The organism is Mesorhizobium sp. WSM4840 (assembly GCF_055811755.1).
On record NZ_JBVVQD010000004.1, the window covers coordinates 257,487 to 279,022 of the forward strand.

The following is a 21,536-nucleotide window of genomic DNA, read 5'->3' on the forward strand; positions in this document are numbered from 1 at the left end:
CCAGGCGATCGGATTCTTATGTCCTAGACGGCAGGTCTCCTGGCTCGCGGGTCATCGCCTTGGTGCCGCCTTCCCGGGACCGTCCCAGTGGTTTTCGGCCTTGGCTCGTCGCTTACAGTTGCGGGGACAGCCGCGGATTTGAAATCGGGGATTTCGCACCGCATTCCCTCTTGGCTCCTCCCTTTGCCGAGAGGAGACCGTCTGAACCGGATTTAGGCTTGTGCAGGCAGTCGTGTCAACGCACGTCTACGACGCGGCAATGTCGGCGAGAGCCGAACCCAGATCACCGGCCGGCGTCACCTCGATGCGGTCCAGGCCGAGCCAACCCTGCATCAGCTTCAACTCCTCGAAGAGTTCGGCGGCGGTTTGCGGCGGGGCGCCGGGCTCGGCATAGGCGGCATGGACGCGCAGCACGCCGGCGGGGCGGTCGGCCTTGAGGTCGACGCGCGCCACGATCCTTTCGCCGAGCAGGAACGGCAGCACGTAATAGCCGTATTGGCGCTTTTCGGCCGGGGTGTAGATCTCGATGCGATAGCGGAAGTTGAACAGTCTTTCCGTGCGCGCTCGTTCGAAGACGACGGGATCGAACGGCGCAAGCAAGGCGCGCGCCTCGATCTTGCGCGGAAAACGGGCATCCCTGTGAAGATAGGCTGTTTTGTCCCAGCCTTCGACGCGAACCGGCAAAAGATCACCTGCGTCGACCAGTTCCTCAATGCGGCCCTTGATGTCGGCGGGAGAGAGACGGAAATAGTCGCGCAGGTCGCCCGCTGTCGCGACGCCGTGGGCGCGGGCGGAAATGCGCAGCAATTCGCGGTGCGCATCTTCCGGGGAGGGCACCGGCAAAGCAAGTACTGCCGGCGGCAGCACGCGCTCCGGCAGATCGTAAAGCCGCTCGAAGCCACGACGCGACGCCGTGGTGATACGGCCGGCCCAGAACAGCCATTCGAAAGCGTGCTTGGCATCGCTCCAACCCCACCAGCCGCCGTTTCCCTTCTGGCCTTCGAGGGCGGATGCGGCGACCGGCCCTCGTTCGACGACCTCGCGATAAATGTCTTCAATGTAGGCGGCGCGTTCGCGGCCCCACTTGGCCAGTCCGTTATACATTTCCTCGCCACGTTCGGCCCGCTCCATGCGCCAGCGCATCAGCGGATAGGTTTCGACCGGCAGAAAGGAGGCTTCGTGCGCCCAATATTCGAAGACCGTGCGCTTGCGCGTCACGGCGGCGTTATCGAGCAGCGCAAGCGGGTAGGGGCCAAGCCGCGAATAGAGCGGCATATAATGGGCGCGCACCACCGCGCTGACGGAATCGATCTGCAGCAGGCCGGTCCGGCCAAGCACACGGGCCAGATGGCGGCGATCGGGCGTGCTGTTAGGGCGAGGATCGGCAAACCCCTGTGCGGCAAGCGCGATGCGCCGGGCCATGGCGAGCGAGATTTTTTCCTTCATGCAGACGGCACTCTGTCGGCGTTCGACCAAGGTTGGGGGCGAATGATTCCGCGTCATGCTAGCAGGGTTTTGTCGGCATCTATGTCAGGAGAGAAAACTGGAGTAAAAAGTGAAGGAACTCAAACAGGAGTGGATCAGACCAGTTTATCCGGATATGCTGCCCAGCACCGTGTTTTGAACAAGGTTTGACTTGCTTCGCCGAAAGCCCTGCGCTAACCCTCGCCGCGTTGCAGCATAGAGCCCCCTAAAACGGTTCAGTGGTTAAACTGTCACGCTTCCGCAAGTGGGTCCGGTGCTGTAATCAGAGTGGATTGGCCGCCAACGGAAAGCTGCAGCATGAACGCATTGTTGAGTTCGTACCTGCCCATCGTCCTGTTTATCGGCGTGGCGCTGGTCGTCGGCCTGGCGCTGCTTGCCGCACCCTTCCTGGTGGCCTACCGCAACCCAGATCCGGAAAAGCTTTCCGCTTATGAGTGCGGCTTCAACTCGTTCGATGACGCCCGCATGAAGTTCGATATCCGCTTCTACCTGGTGTCGATCCTGTTCATCATCTTCGATCTGGAAGTGGCCTTCCTGTTTCCGTGGGCCGTGTCTTTCAGCCAGATCGGCATGCTCGGTTTCTGGTCGATGATGGTGTTTTTGGCGGTGCTGACCATCGGCTTTGCCTATGAATGGAAGAAAGGAGCGCTGGAATGGGATTGAGCGACAATTCCGGCACGCTCGTCGCGCCGAAGCCAAAAGGCATTCTCGACCCCAGCACCGGAAAGCCGGTGGGGGCGAATGATCCCTTCTTCCTCGAGATCAACGACGAGCTTGCCGACAAGGGCTTTCTCGTAACCTCGACCGAGGCGCTGATCACCTGGGCCCGCAGCGGCTCGCTGATGTTTATGACCTTTGGTCTTGCCTGCTGCGCGGTCGAGATGATCCACACCTCGATGCCGCGCTATGACAGTGAGCGTTTCGGAGTCGCACCGCGCGCGTCTCCGCGCCAGTCGGACATCATGATCGTCGCCGGCACGCTGACCAACAAGATGGCGCCGGCGCTGCGCAAGGTCTACGACCAGATGCCTGAGCCGCGCTACGTCATCTCGATGGGCTCCTGCGCCAATGGCGGCGGCTACTACCACTATTCCTATTCGGTGGTGCGCGGCTGCGACCGTGTCGTGCCGGTCGACATCTACGTGCCCGGCTGTCCGCCGAGCGCGGAAGCGCTGCTCTACGGCATCCTTCTGCTGCAAAAGAAGATCCGCCGCACCGGCACGATCGAGCGGTGAGCGGGATGATGAGCCTGAATGAACTCTCGACCTATCTCGGCGAGAAGCTGAGCGGCCGGATCGGCGATGCAGTGTTTGCCTATGGCGAACTCACCATCTCGGTCGAGCCGCAGGATCTGATCGAGGTGGTGAGCTTCCTGCGCGACGATCCAAAATGCCAGTTCATCTCGATCATCGACGTCTGCGGCGCCGATTATCCATCGCGGGCCAAGCGATTCGACGTTGTCTATCACCTGCTGTCGCCGAAGCAGAATGTTCGCATCCGGCTCAAGGTGCAGGCGGACGAAGAGACTGTGGTGCCATCGATCACCAGTGTGTTTCCGGGCGCCGACTGGTTCGAACGCGAAACCTACGATCTCTATGGCGTGCTGTTTTCGGGTCATCCCGATCTCAGGCGGATTCTGACCGATTACGGCTTCGAGGGTCATCCGCTGCGCAAGGATTTCCCGCTGACCGGTTTCGTCGAGGTGCGCTACGACGACGAGGCCAAGCGGGTCATCTACGAGCCGGTCGAGCTCAAGCAGGAATTCCGCAATTTCGATTTTCTCTCGCCATGGGAAGGGACGGACTACGTTCTGCCGGGCGACGAGAAAGCCAAGACGAATTGAGACGCCAGAATGGCTGAAACCTCCGTCCGTAATTTTAACATCAACTTTGGACCTCAACACCCTGCAGCGCATGGTGTTTTGAGGCTGGTTCTTGAGTTGGACGGCGAAGTCGTCGATCGCGTCGATCCGCATATCGGACTGTTGCATCGCGGCACTGAAAAGCTGATCGAAGCCAAAACCTATCTGCAGGCCGTGCCCTATCTCGACCGGCTCGACTATTGCGCGCCGATGAACCAGGAGCATGCCTTTGCGCTGGCCGCAGAGCGGCTGCTCGGTATCGAGGTGCCGAAGCGCGGCCAGCTGATCCGCGTGCTCTATTGCGAGATCGGCCGCATCATGTCGCACATCCTCAATGTGACGACGCAGGCGATGGATGTCGGCGCGCTGACGCCGCCGCTGTGGGGCTTCGTCGAGCGCGAAAAACTCATGGTATTCTATGAGCGGGCCAGTGGCTCGCGCATGCATGCAGCCTATTTTCGGCCCGGCGGCGTCCACCAGGACCTGCCGCAGCAGCTGGTCGAGGATATCGGCAACTGGATCGATCCGTTCCTGAAATCGCTCGACGACCTCGACGCACTGCTGACCGGCAACCGCATCTTCAAGCAGCGCAATGTCGATATCGGCATCGTCTCGCTGGCCGACGCCTGGGCCTGGGGCTTTTCGGGCGTCATGGTGCGCGGCTCCGGCGTCGCCTGGGATCTGCGCAAGTCGCAGCCTTACGAATGCTATGCCGAGATGGATTTCGACATTCCAATCGGCAAGAACGGCGACTGCTTCGACCGTTACCTCGTGCGCATGGAAGAGATGCGCCAGTCGGCGAAAATCATGCGCCAGTGCGTCGACCTGCTGCTCGGCAAGGAAGGCACGGGGCCGGTGTCAAACCTCGACGGCAAGGTGGTGCCGCCAAAGCGCGCGGCGATGAAGCGCTCGATGGAAGCGCTGATCCATCACTTCAAGCTCTACACTGAGGGCTACCGCGTGCCGGCCGGCGAGGTCTATGCGGCGGTTGAAGCGCCGAAGGGCGAGTTCGGCGTCTACCTGGTCTCGGACGGCACCAACAAACCCTATCGCTGCAAGCTGCGGGCGCCGGGCTTCGCGCATCTGCAGGCCATGGACTTTTTGTGCCGCGGCCACATGCTGGCCGACGTCACCGCCGTTCTCGGCTCCCTCGACATCGTGTTCGGGGAGGTCGATCGGTGATTCGCCTTCTGAGCCCAATGTTAATCTTCACTGCTGTCGCATGGCACCCTGCATATGCATTCGAGTGCGGGGCGTCTATCGATGCTTCCGATCTCGTGAAGCAGCACTTCAAGCGGAGCTACGTCACGCTTGGCATGCAAGAAAGTGCGACAGCTGAATCTGCCGATGTCGATGCTTTCTATTTCAAGAGAGATACGTGCGAGTGTAGCGTCGCAGCGCCGGATGGCGCGAGTTTCTCTAAGGCGGAAGTATCAGCAGCCGCTTCCGGCAAAGCAGGGCTCGTGCGGCTAGTCGCTCGATTGACTGGCAAGTCCGGCGTTTGCCCGCCTGTCATGACAAATTCGCCGACTTTCCACTGTTTCGACGGTACGGCGAAACTTTGTAAGGAGGCTGCAGCAAGATGACGAACCTATACGTGTTTGGTGAGGTCGATCGCTAGATGTCAGTCCGCCGTCTCGCAGAAGCCAGCCTCCAGCCAGCCGCCTTCGCCTTCAACCGGGCGAATGCGGCAGCGGCGAAGCAATGGATCAAGAAATATCCGAAGGGCCGCGAGCAGTCGGCGATCATCCCCTTGCTGATGCTGGCGCAGGAGCAGGAAGGCTGGGTGACCAAGGCGGCGATCGAGACGATCTCCGACATGCTCGGCATGCCCTATATCCGTGGACTCGAAGTCGCGACCTTCTACACGCAGTACCAGCTCAATCCGGTCGGCACCCGCGCGCATATCCAGGTCTGCGGCACCACGCCCTGCATGCTGCGCGGCTCGGAAGCGCTGATGGATGTATGCCGCTCGAAGATCCATCACGACCAGTTCCACACCAACGACAAGGGCACGCTGTCGTGGGAGGAGGTCGAATGCCTTGGCGCCTGCGTCAACGCGCCGATGGTGATGATTTTCAAGGACACGTTCGAGGATTTGACCCCGGAGCGGCTTGCCGAGATCATCGATCTCTATGACGCCGGCAAGGGCGCCTCGGTGAAGCCGGGGCCGCAGAACGGCCGCATCACCTCCGAGCCGATCACCGGCCTGACGACACTGAAGAGCGAAAAGGCGATCCTGAAGACGACCCGCGACAGGGAAGCCAAGGCAGCCGCCAAGGCCGCCAGGGAGGCAGCACCAGCGGCAATTGTCGCGACGCCAGCCGCTCCGGCCGTACAGGCACCGGCTGCCCCCGTTGCGCCGTCGAAAGCCAGCAAGCCGAAGACCGATGCGCCCGAAACCAGCCCGGCGCTGGAGACGCCTTCTCCGGCAAAGGTCGCACCAGAGACGGAAAAGGCGGCGAGCGTCAGAGCACCGCGGCATTCGGCCGCCAATGCCAACAAGGCCGCGCCGGAAGTCGAAAAGGTTTTGAAACAGCGCAGCGGTCCGATAGTCAAGGCTGAGCCAGCGGCTGCTTTCAAGGCGCCGGAAGCCAAGGGCACGCAGCTCGGCGCTGCCGGTAAGACGGCCGCCGCGAAGACGACCAATGCCAAGCCTTCGCTCGAGGACAAGAACCGTCCGGCCGGCATCGCAAGGCCGGCACTGGTCGACGATCTCAAGCTGATCTCGGGGGTCGGCCCGAGAACCGAAGGCGTCCTGCATTCGCTTGGCATTTTCACTTATGCGCAAGTCGCGTCCTGGAAGAAGGCCGAGCGCGAGTGGGTCGATGGCTACCTCAGCTTCCACGGCCGCATCGAGCGCGATGACTGGGTCAAGCAGGCCAAGGCGCTGGCCAAGGGCGGGGTCGCCGAATATATCCGCGTCTTTGGCAAGAAACCGGTCTGAGGGACGAACAATGCTTCAGGACAGAGACCGCATCTTCAACAACATCTACGGCCGCTTCGACAAGTCGTTGGCCGGTGCGATGGCGCGCGGTGCCTGGGACAACACGCCCGGCATCATCGCCAAGGGGCGCGACTGGATCGTCAACGAGATGAAAGCCTCAGGCTTGCGCGGCCGCGGCGGCGCCGGCTTTCCGACCGGGCTGAAATGGTCGTTCATGCCCAAGCAGAGCGACGGCCGGCCGAGCTATCTCGTCGTCAACGCCGACGAATCCGAGCCCGGCACCTGCAAAGACCGCGACATATTGCGCCACGATCCGCATACGCTGGTCGAGGGCTGCCTGATTGCCGGCTTCGCCATGGGCGCGATCGCCGCCTACATCTATGTGCGCGGCGAGTTCATCCGCGAGCGCGAGGCGCTGCAGCGCGCCATCGACGAGGCCTATGAGGCCAAGCTGATCGGCAAGAACAACACGTCCGGCTACGATTTCGACATCTACGTGCACCATGGCGCCGGCGCCTATATCTGCGGCGAGGAAACGGCGCTGCTCGAAAGCCTCGAAGGCAAGAAGGGCCAGCCGCGGCTGAAGCCGCCATTTCCGGCCAATGTCGGCCTGTATGGCTGCCCGACGACGGTCAACAATGTCGAGTCGATCGCCGTGGCGCCGACCATTTTGCGCCGCGGCGCTGCCTGGTTCTCGTCCATCGGCCGGCCCAACAATGTCGGCACCAAGCTGTTCTGCATCTCCGGCCACGTCAACAATCCGTGCACCGTCGAAGAAGCGATGTCGATCCCCTTCCGCGAGCTGATCGAGACGCATTGCGGCGGCATTCGCGGCGGCTGGGACAATCTGCTGGCGGTCATTCCGGGCGGCGCCTCGGTGCCGCTGGTGCCGGCGGAGCAGATCATCGACGCGCCGATGGATTTCGATGCGCTGCGCGACCTGAAATCGGGCCTCGGCACGGCGGCTGTCATCGTCATGGACAAATCGACCGACATCGTGAAGGCGATTGCCCGGCTTTCCTACTTCTACAAGCACGAGAGCTGCGGCCAGTGCACGCCGTGCCGCGAAGGCACCGGCTGGATGTGGCGGGTGATGGAGCGGCTGGTGCGCGGCGAGGCGCAGAAGCGTGAGATCGACATGCTGCTCGACGTCACCAAACAGGTCGAAGGCCACACGATCTGCGCGCTGGGCGATGCGGCGGCGTGGCCGATCCAGGGCCTGATGCGGCATTTCCGTGGCGAGGTCGAGCGACGTATCGACGAGTTTTCGCGCAATGCGCACCGCGCAGAGCCGGTGATGGTGGCGGCGGAATAGAGACGAATTCGAAATACGGGCGAATGCCCGATTGGAATGCGGGCGCATGCCCGATTTGATGGAATAGGCCGGGGTATACGGAAGAAACGACCAGGAGAGACCACCTATGTCGCTGAATTCGAGACTCAATCATTTGATGCCAGATTTGGACCCGTTCGAAAAAATGAACCAGGACCTGACCAGGATGATGCCGAAGGAGATGGCCAGCGCCGTCAATCTCCTGGCGCACCCTGTCGCGGGTGCGGCAGCGATGTCGGCGCTCGGCATCGGGCTTGCCAATCATGCCTTCGGGGTATGGATGGGCGTGCTCTCGGGCGCCGCCGAGGCCTCGCAGCGCATGTTCCAGCCGGTGGTCGACGATTTCGATGCCAGGGTCGAACGCTTTTCGGCGGCAGGGACAAGCTCCTCGACCAAGGCGCGGGCGGCGACGAAAACCCTGATCGCCGAGGCGCAGTCCTTCGCCAAGAACGTGAATGACATAGCGGCGAACAGCATGGATGGTGCACGAAACGTAACGGATGTGGATGCGGCCGCCGCTCCGGCCCGGTTGATGCCCGAGGATTTCAAGCGGCCCAAGGCTATGGATCGTCCGGAAAATCCGGCCGACCTCAAGGCGATATCGGGCATCGGCCCGAAGCTGGAAGAGGTGCTGAACGGCTTGGGCATCTGGACATACGGCCAGATCGCGGCATGGACGCCGGAAGAGATCGCCTGGGTCGACGATTATCTGTCGTTCAAGGGCCGCGTCGGCCGCGACGACTGGCTTGGCCAGGCGGCGGTGCTGGCCGCGGCCAAACATTGAATTCAATGCCGGGCGCGGTTTCGGTTGCGCCCGGAAAGAAAGATTGCGGAATGTCCGCAGGGGTTTGAGACGACATGGCAAAGCTCAAGGTCGACGGGAAAGAGATTACTGTACCCGATCACTACACGCTGCTGCAGGCAGCCGAGGACGCCGGCGCGGAAGTGCCGCGCTTCTGCTTCCATGAGCGGCTGTCGATCGCCGGCAATTGCCGCATGTGCCTGATCGAGGTGAAGGGCGGGCCGCCCAAGCCGCAGGCATCCTGTGCCATGGGCGTGCGCGATCTGCGCCCGGGACCGAATGGCGAAACGCCGGAAATTTTCACCAACACGCCGATGGTCAAGAAGGCCAGGGAAGGCGTGATGGAATTCCTGCTGATCAACCATCCGCTGGATTGCCCGATCTGCGACCAGGGCGGCGAGTGCGACCTGCAGGACCAGGCGATGGCGTTCGGCGTCGATTCCTCGCGCTATCACGAGAACAAGCGGGCGGTCGAAGACAAATATATCGGGCCGCTGGTCAAGACGATCATGAACCGCTGCATCCATTGCACGCGCTGCGTCCGCTTCACCACCGAAATCGCCGGCATTTCAGAGCTCGGCCTGATCGGCCGCGGCGAGGACGCCGAGATCACCACCTATCTCGAAAGCGCGATGACCTCGGAACTGCAGGGTAACGTCATCGACCTTTGCCCGGTCGGTGCGCTGACCTCCAAACCATACGCCTTCCAGGCGCGGCCGTGGGAACTGACCAAGACCGAATCCATCGACGTGATGGACGCCGTCGGCTCGGCGATCCGCGTCGATTCCAGAGGCCGCGAGGTAATGCGCATCCTGCCGCGTACCAACGAGGCGGTGAACGAGGAGTGGATTTCCGACAAGACCCGCTTCATCTGGGACGGCTTGCGCACCCAGCGCCTCGACCGGCCATACGTACGCAAGAACGGCAAGCTGGCCCCGGCAAGCTGGGCCGAGGCTTTCTCCGCGATCAAGGAAGCGGTGTCGAGTACCGCACCCGACAAGATCGGCGCCATATCAGGCGATCTTACCGCCGTCGAGGAGATCTATGCGCTGAAGCTGCTGATGGCGTCGCTCGGCTCGAAGAACACCGACTGCCGCCAGGATGGTGCCGCGCTCGATCCGTCGCTCGGCCGGGCAAGCTATATCTTCAACCCCACCATCGAGGGCATCGAGCAGGCGGACGCGGTGCTGATCATCGGCGCCAATCCGCGCTTCGAGGCGTCCTTGCTCAACGCCCGCATCCGCAAGCGCTGGCGGGTCGGCAACCTGCCGGTCGGCGTCATCGGCGATGTCGGCGATACGCGCTACGACTATGAACAACTCGGCGCCGGAACGGAATCGCTGAAGGATCTGGCCGACGGCAATGGCAAGTTCTTCCAGGTGCTGAAGAAGGCGACGCATCCGCTTGTTATCGTCGGCCAAGGTGCGCTGGCACGCTCGGATGGCGCGGCCGTGCTCGGCCAGGCGGCGAAGCTTAGCCTGGCCGTCAATGCCGCGAGAGCCGACTGGAACGGCTTTGCCGTGCTGCACACTGCGGCGGGGCGTGTCGGCGGTCTCGATGTCGGCTTCGTGCCGGGCGAGGGCGGCAAGAACGTCGCCGGCATGCTGGGCGACATGGACGTGCTGTTCCTGCTCGGCGCCGATGAGATCGCCATGGCCAAGACCGGCGCCGCCTTCGTCGTCTATATCGGCACGCATGGCGACCACGGCGCGCACCGCGCCGACGTCATCCTGCCGGGCGCCGCCTATACCGAAAAGTCGGGCACCTACGTCAACACCGAGGGCCGTGTGCAGCAGACCAACCGTGCCGGCTTCGCGCCGGGCGATGCGCGCGAGGACTGGGCGATCCTGCGGGCGCTGTCGGATGTGCTGGGCAAGAGGTTGTCGTTCGATTCACTGCCGCAGCTTCGCGCAAAGCTCTATGGCGAATACCCGCATCTCGCCCGCATCGACCAGGTGGCGGCCGGAAATCCTAACGATGTCGCCAGGGTGGCGAAGCTCGGCGGGCGGCTTAACAAGGGCAGCTTCACCTCGCCGGTCAAGGATTTCTACCTGACCAACCCGATCGCGCGGGCTTCCGCGGTGATGGCGGAATGCTCGGCGCTGGCGAAAAACGGCTTTAGGCAGGCGGCGGAATAAACATGGACACCTTCGTCTCCTTCTACGTGCTGCCGGCGCTGCTCATCCTTTTGAAGTCGGTCGTGCTGATCGTCGTGCTGTTGATCTTCGTCGCCTACATCCTGTACGCGGACCGCAAGATCTGGGCGGCGGTGCAGTTGCGCCGCGGCCCAAACGTCGTCGGCCCATGGGGCACGCTGCAGGCTTTCGCCGACCTTCTGAAGTTCGTGTTCAAGGAACCGGTGATCCCGTCCGGCGCCAACAAGGGCGTTTTTCTGCTGGCGCCGCTGGTTTCGGCGGTGCTGGCGATCTCGGCCTGGGCTGTCATTCCGGTCAACGAGGGCTGGGCGATCGCCAACGTCAATGTCGGCATTCTCTATGTCTTCGCCATCTCCTCGCTCGAGGTCTATGGTGTGATCATGGGCGGTTGGGCGTCCAACTCGAAATATCCGTTCCTCGGCGCGCTGCGCTCGGCGGCGCAGATGGTGTCCTACGAAGTCTCGATCGGTTTCGTAATCGTCACCGTGCTGCTTTGCGTCGGCTCGCTCAACCTGTCTGATATCGTGCTGTCGCAGCAGGATGGGCTGGGCACGCGGGTTGGCCTCCCCAACACCTTCCTCGACTGGCATTGGCTGTCGCTGTTCCCGATGTTCGTCATCTTCTTCATCTCGGCGCTGGCCGAGACCAACCGCCCGCCTTTCGACCTCGTGGAAGCCGAATCGGAACTCGTCGCCGGCCATATGGTCGAATATTCGTCGACGCCGTTCCTGCTGTTCTTCCTCGGCGAATATGTCGCCATCGTGCTGATGTGCGCGCTGGCCACCATCCTGTTCCTCGGCGGCTGGCTGCCGCCCTTCGACTTCGCTCCCTTCACCTGGGTGCCGGGCCTGATCTGGTTCGTGCTCAAGGTCTGCCTGGTATTCTTCATGATCTCCATGGTGAAGGCCTTCGTGCCGCGCTACCGCTACGACCAACTGATGCGGCTCGGCTGGAAGGTCTTCCTGCCGATCTCGCTGGCGATGGTGGTGATTGTCGCCGCGTTCCTCAAGATCACAGGGTTTGCGTGATGTCTGCTCTAGCCCAAGCCGCAAAATCGCTGCTCCTGCAGGACTTCGTCAGCGCTTTCTTCCTGTCGATGCGCCAGTTCTTCGCGCCGAAGGAGACGATCAACTATCCGCACGAGAAGGGGCCGACCAGCCCGCGCTTCCGCGGCGAGCATGCGCTGCGCCGCTATCCGAACGGCGAGGAACGCTGCATCGCCTGCAAATTGTGCGAGGCGATCTGCCCGGCGCAGGCCATCACCATCGAGGCCGGCCCGCGCCGCAACGACGGCACGCGCCGCACCGTGCGCTACGATATCGATATGGTGAAGTGCATCTATTGCGGCTTCTGCCAGGAGGCCTGCCCGGTCGACGCCATCGTCGAGGGGCCGAATTTCGAGTTCGCGACCGAGACGCGCGAGGAACTTTATTACGACAAGGACAAGCTCTTGGCCAATGGCGACCGCTGGGAGCGCGAACTGGCGCGCAACATCGCGCTGGATGCGCCGTACCGCTGACATTTGACGCATGGACGAGGCGAAGGGCCTCGTTTAAGGAACACGCGGCTTCGGCACCGGAGGCGGAACGAAGCACACAACGGACAGTGCGAAAGCCGGTCCGACAGGAACCCCGGGGGAACCCATGCTGAATGGACTAGAGGCGGCCTTTTTCTACATCTTCGCCTTTGTCGCGGTGGCGTCGGCGTTCATGGTCATTTCGGCGCGCAATCCCGTGCATTCGGTGCTGTTCCTGATCCTGACCTTCTTCAATGCCGCGGGCCTGTTCATGCTGACCGGCGCCGAGTTCCTGGCGATGATCCTGCTCGTCGTCTATGTCGGCGCGGTCATGGTGCTGTTCCTGTTCGTCGTCATGATGCTCGACGTCGATTTCGCCGAAATGAAGGAAGGCGCCCTGCAATATGCGCCGATCGGCGCGCTGGTCGGGCTGATCCTGGCGGCTGAGCTGATCGTCGTGCTCGGCGGCTATACGTTCGCGCCGCAACTGGCTGCGACGGTTGCAAAACCCATTCCGGACCTTGCCGCGCGCTCGAACACCGCAGCGCTCGGCGACATCCTCTATACCGACTACCTCTACTATTTCCAGATTGCGGGCCTTGTGCTGCTGGTCGCCATGATCGGCGCCATCGTGCTGACGCTGCGCCACAAGCCGGGCATCAAGCGGCAGTCAATCGCCGCCCAGGTCGGCCGCACGCCGGCAACGGGAATGGAAATCCGCAAGGTCAAGACGGGCGAAGGAATTTGAGATGGTCGTCGGCATCGCACACTATCTGACCGTATCGGCGATCCTGTTCACGCTCGGCGTGTTCGGCATTTTTCTCAACCGCAGGAACATCATCGTCATCCTGATGTCGATCGAGCTGATCCTGCTCGCGGTCAACATCAATTTCGTCGCCTTCTCGGCAGCACTCGGTGATCTCGTCGGACAGGTGTTTGCGATGTTCGTGCTGACGGTCGCAGCGGCTGAAGCGGCGATCGGCCTTGCCATTCTCGTCGTCTTCTTCCGCAACCGCGGTTCGATCGCGGTCGAAGACGTGAACATGATGAAGGGTTGACGGAAACCACCATGTATCAGGCCATCGTCTTCCTTCCTCTGCTCGGCTTCCTGATCGTCGGCCTGTTCGGCACGTCGCTCGGCGCCAAGGCGTCCGAATACATCACCTCCGGCTTGCTGGTGATATCAGCCGTGCTGTCGTGGGTCGCCCTCTTCGCCGTCGGGTTCGGCGAGGGCGAGGTGTTCACCGTGCCGGTGCTGCGCTGGATCCAGTCGGGCGGGTTAGAGGCCGCATGGGCGCTCAGGATCGACACGCTGACCGCGGTGATGCTGGTTGTCGTCAACACGGTCTCGGCGCTGGTGCACATCTACTCGATCGGCTATATGCATCACGACCCGAACCGGCCGCGCTTCTTCGCCTATCTGTCGCTGTTCACCTTCGCCATGCTGATGCTGGTGACGGCCGACAACCTCGTGCAGATGTACTTCGGCTGGGAAGGCGTCGGCCTCGCCTCCTATCTCTTGATCGGCTTCTGGTACAAGAAGCCGTCGGCCAATGCCGCCGCGATCAAGGCCTTCGTCGTCAACCGTGTCGGTGATTTCGGCTTCGCGCTCGGCATCTTCGGCGTGTTCGTGCTGTTCGGCTCGGTCAATCTCGGCACCATCTTCGCCAATGCGGCGACGTTCGTTCCAGCCGAAGGCGCGCCTGAGGGCGCAGCCGTGCTGACCTTCCTCGGCTATGCGCTCGACAAACAGTCGGCGATGACCGTCGTCTGCCTGCTGTTGTTCATGGGCGCCATGGGCAAGTCGGCACAGGTGCCACTGCACACCTGGCTGCCGGACGCCATGGAAGGCCCGACGCCGGTCTCGGCGCTCATCCATGCCGCCACCATGGTGACGGCCGGCGTGTTCATGCTGGCGCGGCTGTCGCCGCTGTTCGAACTGTCACATTCGGCGCTGATCGTGGTCACCTTCATCGGCGCCTTCACCGCATTCTTCGCGGCGACCGTCGGCCTCGTCCAGAACGACATCAAGCGCGTCATCGCCTATTCGACCTGCTCGCAGCTCGGCTACATGTTCGTGGCGCTCGGCGTCGGTGCCTATGGCGCGGCGATCTTCCATCTGTTCACGCATGCCTTCTTCAAGGCGCTGCTGTTCCTCGGCTCGGGCTCGGTGATCCACGCCGTCTCCGACGAACAGGACATGCGCAAGATGGGCGGCCTCAGAACGCTCATTCCGAAGACCTACTGGATGATGGTGATCGGTACGCTGGCGCTGACCGGCGTCGGCATTCCGGTGACGGTCATCGGCACCGCCGGGTTCTTCTCCAAGGACGCGATCATCGAAAGCGCCTTTGCCGCGTACAATCCGGTCGCCGGCCTTGCCTTCGTGCTGCTGGTCGTCGCCGCCTGCTTCACCAGCTTCTATTCCTGGCGGCTGATCTTCATGACCTTCCACGGCCAGCCGCGGGCGAGCCACGAGGTGATGCACCATGTCCATGAATCGCCGCCGGTCATGCTGGTGCCGCTGTTCATCCTGGCGGCGGGCTCGCTGTTCGCCGGCGTGATCTTCCATGGCGCCTTCATCGGCGAGGGCTATGCCGAGTTCTGGAAGGCGTCGCTGTTCACGCTGCCGGAAAACCATATCCTGCACGAGATCCACGAAGTGCCGCTGTGGGTGAAACTGGCGCCGTTCATCGCCATGCTGATCGGCTTTGCGATTGCCTGGCAATTCTACATCCGCGCGCCGGAAATGCCGAAGAATTTGGCGGCGCAGCATCGCGGGCTCTACGCCTTCCTGCTCAACAAGTGGTATTTCGACGAACTCTACGACCTCCTGTTCGTGCGGCCGGCAAAACGCCTCGGCCACTTCCTGTGGAAGACCGGTGACGGCACCGTCATCGACGGGCTTGGTCCGGACGGCGTTTCGGCGCGCGTGGTCGACGTCACCAACCGGGTCGTCAAGCTGCAGACCGGCTACCTCTATCACTATGCCTTCGCCATGCTGATCGGCGTTGCCGCACTCGTCACCTGGATGATGCTCTGATGAAGATCCTCTCGCTGGTCACCTTCCTGCCGCTGGTTGGTGTGCTGCTCATCCTGTTCGTGCGTGACGACAGCGAAAATGCCCGCCGCAACATCCGCGCCATCGCGTTGTGGACGACGAGCATCACCTTCATCATCTCGCTGTTCATCTGGACCGGCTTCGACAATTCGGAGCCTGGCTTCCAGTTCGTCGAGAAGTTTGCCTGGCTGGATTCCGGCATCTCCTACCATATGGGCGTCGACGGCATCTCCATGCTGTTCGTCATCCTGACCACCTTCCTGATGCCGCTGTGCATCCTGGCTTCGTGGGAATCGATCGAGCAACGCGTCAAGGCCTACATGATCGCCTTCCTGCTGCTGGAGACGCTGATGATCGGCGTGTTCTGCGCGCTCGACATCGTTTTGTTCTATGTCTTCTTCGAAGCCGGCCTGATCCCGATGTTCATCATCATCGGCGTGTGGGGCGGCAAGCGGCGCGTCTATGCCTCGTTCAAGTTCTTCCTCTACACGCTGGCCGGCTCGGTGCTGATGCTGCTCGCCATCATGGCGATGTTCTTCCAGTCCGGCACCACCGACATTCCGACGCTTCTGACGCACAACTTCCCGGCCACCATGCAGACCTGGCTATGGCTCGCCTTCTTTGCCTCCTTTGCCGTGAAGATGCCGATGTGGCCGGTGCACACCTGGCTGCCGGACGCGCATGTCGAGGCGCCGACGGCCGGGTCGGTGATCCTGGCCGCCATTCTGCTCAAGATGGGCGGATACGGCTTCCTGCGCTTTTCGCTGCCGATGTTTCCGATCGCCTCGGAGATGTTCGCGCCGCTGGTCTTCGCGCTGTCCGTGGTCGCCATCATCTACACCTCGCTGGTGGCGCTGATGCAGGAGGACATGAAAAAGCTGATCGCCTATTCGTCGGTCGCCCATATGGGCTTCGTCACCATGGGCATCTTCGCGATGAACCAGGAAGGCGTCCAGGGGGCGATCTTCCAGATGCTGTCGCACGGCCTCGTCTCCGGCGCGCTGTTCCTCTGCGTCGGCGTCATCTACGACCGCTTGCACACGCGCGACATCGACGCCTATGGCGGGCTGGTCAACAACATGCCGAAATACGCCACCGTGTTCATGATCTTCACCATGGCCAATGTCGGCCTGCCCGGCACCAGCGGCTTCGTCGGCGAGTTCCTGACCATGCTCGGCGTGTTCCGGGTCAACACCTGGGTGGCGTTCTTCGCCGCAACCGGCGTCATCCTGTCGGCCGCCTATGCGCTCTGGCTCTATCGCCGGGTGATCTTCGGCGCGCTGACCAAGGACAGCCTGAAAGGCCTGCTCGACCTGTCGGCGCGCGAGAAGGTGATCATCTACCCGCTGGCCGCGCTGGTCATCTTCTTCGGCGTCTACCCGGCGCCGGTCTTCGACGCGACGGCCGAATCGGTCAAGGCGCTCGTCACCAATGTCACCGCATCCATCGACACCGCGCAGACCGCGGCGGCGAACTGACTGAGAGGTTTTGCGAACCATGACGCCGGACCTTCTCTCCAGCCTGTCGTTGTCGACACCAGAGCTGATCCTCGCCACCGGCGCCCTGGCGCTGCTGATGCTCGGCGCCTATTCGCGCGCCAACACCACCACCACGGTGAGCGGCCTTGCCGTCGCCTTCCTGGTGGTTGCCGGCGTCTGGACGATCTTTTCCACCGGGCAGGGCAACGCTTACGGCGAAGCCTTCGTCCAGGATCCCTTCGCCCGCTTCATGAAGGTGCTGGCGCTGATCGGGTCGGCGGTGACGCTGGTCATGTCGATGCGCTTCGCCAAGGCGGAGCACTTCGACAAGTTCGAATATCCGGTGCTGATCCTGCTGTGCACGCTCGGCATGATGCTGATGATCTCGGCCAACGGCATGATCGGGCTTTATCTCGGCCTCGAATTGCAGTCGTTGGCGATCTACGTGCTGGCAGCGATCAACCGGGACAATCTGCGCTCGACCGAGGCGGGACTGAAATATTTCGTCCTCGGCGCGCTGTCGTCGGGCATGCTGCTTTACGGCATCAGCCTGGTCTACGGCTACACCGGCAACACCGGGTTCCAGGAAATCGCCACGGCGCTGGGCGGCGGCGAGCGGCAGCTTGGCCTCGTCTTCGGCCTGGTCTTCGTGCTGGCCGGTCTCGCCTTCAAGATATCGGCGGTGCCGTTCCACATGTGGACGCCCGACGTCTATGAAGGCGCGCCGACGCCGGTGACGGCCTTCCTCGCCGCGGCGCCGAAGATGGCGGCGATGGCGCTGATCGTGCGCGTCACCATGGGCGCGTTCAAGCCGATCGCCGCCGACTGGCAGCAGATCATCGTCTTCATCTCGATCGCCTCGATGGTGCTCGGCGCCTTCGCGGCTATCGGTCAGACCAATATCAAGCGGCTGATGGCCTATTCCTCCATCGGCCATATGGGCTACGCGCTGGTCGGCCTCGCCGCCAACAGCCAGGCCGGCGTGCGCGGCGTCGCTATCTACATGCTGATCTATCTGGTGATGACGCTCGGCACCTTCGCCTTCATCCTCGCCATGCGGCGCAAGGAAGGCAATGTCGAGCAGATCAGCGATCTCGCCGGCCTGTCGTCGACCAATCCGATCATGGCGACGATCCTCACCATCCTGATGTTCTCGCTGGCCGGCATCCCGCCGCTGGCCGGCTTCTGGGGGAAGTGGTACGTGTTCCTCGCCGCCATCAACGCCAACCTCTACGCGCTGGCGATCATCGGCGTGCTGGCCTCGGTGGTGGGCGCCTATTATTATCTGCGCATCATCAAGATCATGTGGTTCGATGAACCGGTCGGCGGCTTCGTGCCGATGGCGACCGAGCTTCGCGTCGTGCTCGGCGTCTGCGGCGCCTTCGTGCTGTTCTATGTGCTGATCGGCGGGCCGATCGGCACCTATGCCGAAGCCGCCGCCAAGACATTTTTCTGACGGGATGGCATTTCGGCTGGCTCCAACAGCGGCCTCGGAAGGGTTCCGGCTCGAGGCACATGACACGGTCGGTTCCACCAATGCGCTGGCGCTGGACCATGCGCGGGCGGGGGATCCGGGCAAGCTCTGGGTCGTTTCAAAAAAACAGCAAAGCGGGCGTGGCCGGCGAGGCCGGGTCTGGGCGACGCCCGAGGGCAATCTGGCGGCGACGCTGCTGGTGGTCACCAATGCCGAGCTTCGCCTGGCTGCGACGCTCGGCTTCGTCGCCGGCCTGGCGCTGGCCGATGCGCTCGACGCCGTCGTGCCGAAGGGCCGGATCGCAATCGGCCTCGACGGCGGCAGCGATGGAAGAAACCGTTTCGAGCTGAAATGGCCAAACGATGTGCTCGCCTCCGGCGCCAAGCTTGCCGGCATCCTTCTGGAATCGGCGATACTCGAAGGCGATCGCTTCGCGGTGGCTGTGGGCATCGGTGTCAATGTTGTGGCTTATCCCAAAGATTTGCCTTATCCGGCGACATCGCTCAGGGCTCTGGGCGCTGCTTGTGATGCCGAGACGTTGTTTCTGGCGCTGTCGGATGCCTGGAGCGAGAATGCGCGGCTGTGGAATGATGGGCGCGGGCTTTCCGCCGTCAGGCGGCGCTGGCTGGCGCGCGCGGCAGGGCTTGGCGGGCAGGTTGCTGTCAGAATTGACGGTAATGTGGTGCGCGGCACGTTCGAGACCATTGACGAGGACTGCCGTTTCGTGATCCGCGACGATGAGGGTTCGGTTCTGACGATCGCCGCCGGCGACGTGCATTTCGGTGCGGTCGCGTCGGCCCAGGTTTGACGGGCCCAGATTAGACGGACCGGTTTTGACAGGCCCCGTTTGGAAGGGCTTGGCTTGACCGGCCAGGAAAGGAAAGATCATGGCGACAGCGGAAAACGCCGAACTCGTCTTCGTGCCGCTCGGCGGCGTCGGCGAGATCGGCATGAACTTCGCCCTCTATGGCTACGGCCCGGCCAATGCGCGCGAATGGATCGTCGTCGATGTCGGTGTCACCTTTCCCGATGCCAGCCTGCCCGGCGTCGACCTGGTGCTGCCAGACACGCGCTTCATCGAGGAGAACATCGCCAATCTGCGCGGCATCGTCATCACGCACGCGCATGAGGACCATTACGGCGCGCTGCTCGACACATGGCCGAAGCTCAAGGCGCCGGTCTGGATGACGCCGTTCGGCGCTGGATTGCTGGAAGCCAAGCGGCAGGGCGTGCAAGGTGCACCGAAAATCCCGGTGACGATCTACCGCGCCGGCGAAAAATTCAGCATCGGCCCGTTCGAGATCGAGGCCATCCCGGTCGCGCATTCGATCCCCGAACCGATGTCGCTGGCGATCACCTCGCCGGCCGGCGCCGTCATCCATACCGGCGACTGGAAGATCGATCCGGCGCCGACGATCGGGCCGATGACCGACGAGGCCCGCTTCCGCGCCTATGGCGACAACGGCGTGCTGGCGCTGATCTGCGATTCCACCAATGCGCTGCGGGAAGGGGAGTCGCCATCGGAAGTGGCGGTGGGCGAGGGCCTCAAGGGCGTCATCCAGAGCGCCAAGGGCCGGGTCGCGGTCACCACTTTTTCCTCCAATGTCGGGCGTATCGTCTCCATTGCCAAGGCGGCACGCGATGCCGGCCGCCAGTGCCTGGTGCTCGGCCGCTCGCTGAAGCGCGTCATCGATGTTGCCGGCGAGCTCGGCTATATGGACGGGCTGCCCGAATTCATCGCCGAGGAGGACTTTGGCTTCATCCCGCGCGAAAACCTCGTCATCATCTGCACCGGCAGCCAGGGCGAGCCGCTTGCGGCCTTGGCAAAACTGTCGCGCGACGAGATGAAATCGGTGTCGCTGACGGCAGGGGACACGGTGGTGTTTTCCTCGCGCACCATCCCCGGCAACGAGAAGGGGATTCTCGAGATCAAGAACCGGCTGATCGATCTCGGCATCAAGATCATCGAGGACGGCGATGCGCTGGTGCATGTCTCCGGACATCCGCGTCGCAGCGAATTGCGCAAGATGTATCAATGGGTGCGCCCGCAGATCGGCGTGCCGGTGCATGGCGAGGCGGCGCATCTGGTAGCGCAGGGGTCGCTGATGTCGGTGTCCGGCATCGGCCAGGTGGCGCAGGTCCGCGACGGCGACATGCTGCGGCTCTATCCCGGTGCGGCGACGATCATCGACCAGGTGCCGTTCGGCCGCATCTACAAGGACGGCAGGCTGATCGGCACCGACCAGGCGATGGGCATTCGCGACCGGCGCAAGCTGTCCTTTGCCGGCCATGTCGCGGTCAATGTCGTGCTCGACGACAGGTATGAGCTCGCCGGCGATCCCGATCTGGTCGCCATCGGCGTCGCCGAGGCCGATGCCCGCGGCGAGAGCCTGGAAGACCTGATGATCGATGCGGCAATCGGCGCCGTGGACTCCATCCCCCGTCAGCGCCGAAGAGATCTCGACCTCGTGCAGGAGGCAGTGCGCCGCGCCGTCCGCGGCGCCGCCAATGAAGCCTGGGGCAAGAAGCCGCTGGTGACGGTGTTCGTCACGCGGTGACGAACAAGGGAGTAGGGCAGTAGGGGAGTAGGGAAAAACAAGGCGGTGCAGCTATTTGCTTTCCCTACTCCCCTAATGCCTTATTCCCCTCCTCCCCTAACTTTCCACGGAGTTCCAATGCTCGGACGCCTGAACCATGTCGCGCTTGCTGTGCCGGATCTGGCCGCGGCGACAGCGGCCTATCGCGATACGCTCGGCGCTCGGGTGAGCGCGCCGCAGGCGCTGCCGGAGCATGGCGTGACGGTGGTGTTCGTCGATGTCGGCAACACCAAGATCGAATTGCTGGAGCCGCTCGGCGAGGATTCGCCGATCGCGAAATTCCTCGAGAAGAACCCCTCGGGCGGCATGCATCATGTCTGCTACGAGGTCGACGACATTCTTGCCGCGCGTGATCACCTCAAGGCCAGCGGCGCCCGCGTCCTTGGCGACGCCGCCCCGAAGATCGGCGCGCATGGCAAGCCGGTGCTGTTCCTGCATCCCAAGGATTTCTTCGGCACGCTGGTCGAACTGGAGCAAGCATGAGCTGGGTTTCGTTTCTCGCCCTGTTCTTCATCACATGGTGGGTAGTGCTGTTCGCCATCCTGCCGTTCAGTCTGAGGACGCAGGACGAGGATGAGGACGTGACGCTGGGCACGGTACCCAGCGCGCCGCGCGGACCCCATATGCTGCGCGCCGTGCTGCGGACGACGATCGTCACGATGGTTCTTCTTGGCATCTTCTATGGCATTACGAGGGGGCTCGACCTCGGCATCGACGACATCCTGCACATCGTGCCGGATTTCAGTCAGAGCCCCGAAAATTAGACCGCCGGGCACGGCTGGCCACATCCTGCATGTGAGCACCAATCCGGGCTGGAAGCCGATGC

20 protein-coding genes and 1 riboswitch are annotated in these 21,536 nt (G+C 62.7%); of the genes, 19 read left to right on the forward strand and 1 reads right to left on the reverse strand.

The window, feature by feature from the left end; all coding sequences use genetic code 11:
* Positions 1-12 precede the first annotated feature (12 nt).
* A riboswitch (cobalamin riboswitch) is annotated at positions 13-217 on the reverse strand.
* A 29-nt stretch (positions 218-246) separates the two neighbouring features.
* Complete coding sequence (locus AC0L3I_RS08810) at positions 247-1,446, reverse strand: winged helix-turn-helix domain-containing protein (protein ID WP_473526646.1); 1,200 nt, start codon at positions 1,444-1,446, stop codon at positions 247-249.
* Between the two features lie 336 nt (positions 1,447-1,782).
* Here AC0L3I_RS08810 and AC0L3I_RS08815 point away from each other — a divergent pair, with 336 nt between their 5' ends.
* The 19 genes from AC0L3I_RS08815 (at position 1,783) to AC0L3I_RS08905 (ending at position 21,474) form a co-directional block, all read left to right on the forward strand.
* Positions 1,783-2,148, forward strand: a complete 366-nt coding sequence (locus tag AC0L3I_RS08815) for an NADH-quinone oxidoreductase subunit A (RefSeq protein ID WP_023798850.1) — start codon at positions 1,783-1,785, stop codon at positions 2,146-2,148.
* Positions 2,139-2,720 carry a NuoB/complex I 20 kDa subunit family protein gene (locus AC0L3I_RS08820; protein ID WP_023798851.1) on the forward strand — a complete coding sequence of 194 codons (582 nt, stop codon included), beginning with the start codon at positions 2,139-2,141 and terminating at the stop codon, positions 2,718-2,720. The genes AC0L3I_RS08815 and AC0L3I_RS08820 overlap by 10 nt, the downstream gene beginning before the upstream one ends.
* An 8-nt stretch (positions 2,721-2,728) precedes the next feature.
* The gene (locus tag AC0L3I_RS08825) at positions 2,729-3,328 is read left to right on the forward strand and encodes an NADH-quinone oxidoreductase subunit C (protein WP_473526647.1); all 600 of its coding nucleotides are present in this window, start codon (positions 2,729-2,731) and stop codon (positions 3,326-3,328) included.
* 9 nt (positions 3,329-3,337) lie between these two features.
* Complete coding sequence (locus AC0L3I_RS08830) at positions 3,338-4,528, forward strand: NADH-quinone oxidoreductase subunit D (RefSeq protein ID WP_473485346.1); 1,191 nt, start codon at positions 3,338-3,340, stop codon at positions 4,526-4,528.
* A 439-nt stretch (positions 4,529-4,967) separates the two neighbouring features.
* Positions 4,968-6,293 carry an NADH-quinone oxidoreductase subunit E gene (locus AC0L3I_RS08835; protein ID WP_473485347.1) on the forward strand — a complete coding sequence of 442 codons (1,326 nt, stop codon included), beginning with the start codon at positions 4,968-4,970 and terminating at the stop codon, positions 6,291-6,293.
* 10 nt (positions 6,294-6,303) lie between these two features.
* Positions 6,304-7,608, forward strand: a complete 1,305-nt coding sequence (gene nuoF, locus AC0L3I_RS08840; RefSeq protein ID WP_473485348.1) for an NADH-quinone oxidoreductase subunit NuoF — start codon at positions 6,304-6,306, stop codon at positions 7,606-7,608.
* Positions 7,609-7,714: 106 nt separating this feature from the next.
* The gene (locus AC0L3I_RS08845; RefSeq protein ID WP_473485349.1) at positions 7,715-8,410 is read left to right on the forward strand and encodes an NADH-ubiquinone dehydrogenase; all 696 of its coding nucleotides are present in this window, start codon (positions 7,715-7,717) and stop codon (positions 8,408-8,410) included.
* 74 nt (positions 8,411-8,484) lie between these two features.
* Entirely contained in the window at positions 8,485-10,566 is a 2,082-nt protein-coding gene (nuoG, locus tag AC0L3I_RS08850; RefSeq protein ID WP_473526648.1) for an NADH-quinone oxidoreductase subunit NuoG, read from the forward strand.
* Positions 10,567-10,568: 2 nt separating this feature from the next.
* Positions 10,569-11,612, forward strand: a complete 1,044-nt coding sequence (gene nuoH, locus AC0L3I_RS08855; protein ID WP_202367121.1) for an NADH-quinone oxidoreductase subunit NuoH — start codon at positions 10,569-10,571, stop codon at positions 11,610-11,612.
* On the forward strand, positions 11,612-12,103 hold the full coding sequence (gene nuoI / locus AC0L3I_RS08860; RefSeq protein WP_473526649.1) for an NADH-quinone oxidoreductase subunit NuoI: 492 nt from the start codon (positions 11,612-11,614) through the stop codon (positions 12,101-12,103). The genes nuoH and nuoI overlap by 1 nt, the downstream gene beginning before the upstream one ends.
* 124 nt (positions 12,104-12,227) lie before the next feature.
* Positions 12,228-12,848 (forward strand): NADH-quinone oxidoreductase subunit J, encoded by a 621-nt coding sequence (locus tag AC0L3I_RS08865; protein ID WP_473526650.1) that lies wholly within the window; start codon positions 12,228-12,230, stop codon positions 12,846-12,848.
* A 1-nt stretch (position 12,849) separates the two neighbouring features.
* Positions 12,850-13,158, forward strand: a complete 309-nt coding sequence (nuoK, locus tag AC0L3I_RS08870; protein ID WP_077383429.1) for an NADH-quinone oxidoreductase subunit NuoK — start codon at positions 12,850-12,852, stop codon at positions 13,156-13,158.
* An 11-nt stretch (positions 13,159-13,169) separates the two neighbouring features.
* The gene (gene nuoL / locus AC0L3I_RS08875) at positions 13,170-15,143 is read left to right on the forward strand and encodes an NADH-quinone oxidoreductase subunit L (RefSeq protein WP_473526651.1); all 1,974 of its coding nucleotides are present in this window, start codon (positions 13,170-13,172) and stop codon (positions 15,141-15,143) included.
* Positions 15,143-16,639: an NADH-quinone oxidoreductase subunit M gene (locus AC0L3I_RS08880; protein WP_473485355.1), complete on the forward strand. Its 1,497-nt coding sequence runs from the start codon at positions 15,143-15,145 to the stop codon at positions 16,637-16,639. Before nuoL ends, AC0L3I_RS08880 begins: the two co-directional genes overlap by 1 nt.
* Before the next feature lie 19 nt (positions 16,640-16,658).
* On the forward strand, positions 16,659-18,095 hold the full coding sequence (gene nuoN, locus AC0L3I_RS08885; RefSeq protein WP_473526652.1) for an NADH-quinone oxidoreductase subunit NuoN: 1,437 nt from the start codon (positions 16,659-16,661) through the stop codon (positions 18,093-18,095).
* A gap of 4 nt (positions 18,096-18,099) precedes the next feature.
* A complete protein-coding gene (locus AC0L3I_RS08890; protein WP_473526653.1) occupies positions 18,100-18,921 on the forward strand; it encodes a biotin--[acetyl-CoA-carboxylase] ligase in 822 nt (273 codons plus the stop codon).
* A 79-nt stretch (positions 18,922-19,000) separates the two neighbouring features.
* The gene (locus tag AC0L3I_RS08895; RefSeq protein WP_473526654.1) at positions 19,001-20,671 is read left to right on the forward strand and encodes a ribonuclease J; all 1,671 of its coding nucleotides are present in this window, start codon (positions 19,001-19,003) and stop codon (positions 20,669-20,671) included.
* 117 nt (positions 20,672-20,788) lie between these two features.
* The gene (mce, locus tag AC0L3I_RS08900; RefSeq protein ID WP_473526655.1) at positions 20,789-21,193 is read left to right on the forward strand and encodes a methylmalonyl-CoA epimerase; all 405 of its coding nucleotides are present in this window, start codon (positions 20,789-20,791) and stop codon (positions 21,191-21,193) included.
* Positions 21,190-21,474, forward strand: coding sequence for a DUF1467 family protein (locus tag AC0L3I_RS08905; RefSeq protein ID WP_473526656.1), 285 nt, complete (start codon positions 21,190-21,192; stop codon positions 21,472-21,474). Before mce ends, AC0L3I_RS08905 begins: the two co-directional genes overlap by 4 nt.
* The last annotated feature ends 62 nt before the right edge of the window (positions 21,475-21,536 follow it).

Bases quoted from the DNA above. Each gene is read 5' to 3' on its own strand.
- nuoN (WP_473526652.1), top strand. From the start codon at position 16,659: ATGACGCCGGACCTTCTCTCCAGCCTGTCGTTGTCGACACCAGAGCTG.
- AC0L3I_RS08815 (WP_023798850.1), top strand. From the start codon at position 1,783: ATGAACGCATTGTTGAGTTCGTACCTGCCCATCGTCCTGTTTATCGGC.
- AC0L3I_RS08810 (WP_473526646.1), bottom strand. From the start codon at position 1,446: ATGAAGGAAAAAATCTCGCTCGCCATGGCCCGGCGCATCGCGCTTGCC.
- nuoK (WP_077383429.1), top strand. From the start codon at position 12,850: ATGGTCGTCGGCATCGCACACTATCTGACCGTATCGGCGATCCTGTTC.
- AC0L3I_RS08845 (WP_473485349.1), top strand. From the start codon at position 7,715: ATGTCGCTGAATTCGAGACTCAATCATTTGATGCCAGATTTGGACCCG.
- AC0L3I_RS08890 (WP_473526653.1), top strand. From the start codon at position 18,100: ATGGCATTTCGGCTGGCTCCAACAGCGGCCTCGGAAGGGTTCCGGCTC.
- nuoF (WP_473485348.1), top strand. From the start codon at position 6,304: ATGCTTCAGGACAGAGACCGCATCTTCAACAACATCTACGGCCGCTTC.
- nuoG (WP_473526648.1), top strand. From the start codon at position 8,485: ATGGCAAAGCTCAAGGTCGACGGGAAAGAGATTACTGTACCCGATCAC.
- AC0L3I_RS08830 (WP_473485346.1), top strand. From the start codon at position 3,338: ATGGCTGAAACCTCCGTCCGTAATTTTAACATCAACTTTGGACCTCAA.
- nuoI (WP_473526649.1), top strand. From the start codon at position 11,612: ATGTCTGCTCTAGCCCAAGCCGCAAAATCGCTGCTCCTGCAGGACTTC.
- AC0L3I_RS08895 (WP_473526654.1), top strand. From the start codon at position 19,001: ATGGCGACAGCGGAAAACGCCGAACTCGTCTTCGTGCCGCTCGGCGGC.
- AC0L3I_RS08880 (WP_473485355.1), top strand. From the start codon at position 15,143: ATGAAGATCCTCTCGCTGGTCACCTTCCTGCCGCTGGTTGGTGTGCTG.
- AC0L3I_RS08820 (WP_023798851.1), top strand. From the start codon at position 2,139: ATGGGATTGAGCGACAATTCCGGCACGCTCGTCGCGCCGAAGCCAAAA.
- AC0L3I_RS08825 (WP_473526647.1), top strand. From the start codon at position 2,729: ATGAGCCTGAATGAACTCTCGACCTATCTCGGCGAGAAGCTGAGCGGC.
- mce (WP_473526655.1), top strand. From the start codon at position 20,789: ATGCTCGGACGCCTGAACCATGTCGCGCTTGCTGTGCCGGATCTGGCC.
- AC0L3I_RS08835 (WP_473485347.1), top strand. From the start codon at position 4,968: ATGTCAGTCCGCCGTCTCGCAGAAGCCAGCCTCCAGCCAGCCGCCTTC.
- nuoH (WP_202367121.1), top strand. From the start codon at position 10,569: ATGGACACCTTCGTCTCCTTCTACGTGCTGCCGGCGCTGCTCATCCTT.
- AC0L3I_RS08905 (WP_473526656.1), top strand. From the start codon at position 21,190: ATGAGCTGGGTTTCGTTTCTCGCCCTGTTCTTCATCACATGGTGGGTA.
- nuoL (WP_473526651.1), top strand. From the start codon at position 13,170: ATGTATCAGGCCATCGTCTTCCTTCCTCTGCTCGGCTTCCTGATCGTC.
- AC0L3I_RS08865 (WP_473526650.1), top strand. From the start codon at position 12,228: ATGCTGAATGGACTAGAGGCGGCCTTTTTCTACATCTTCGCCTTTGTC.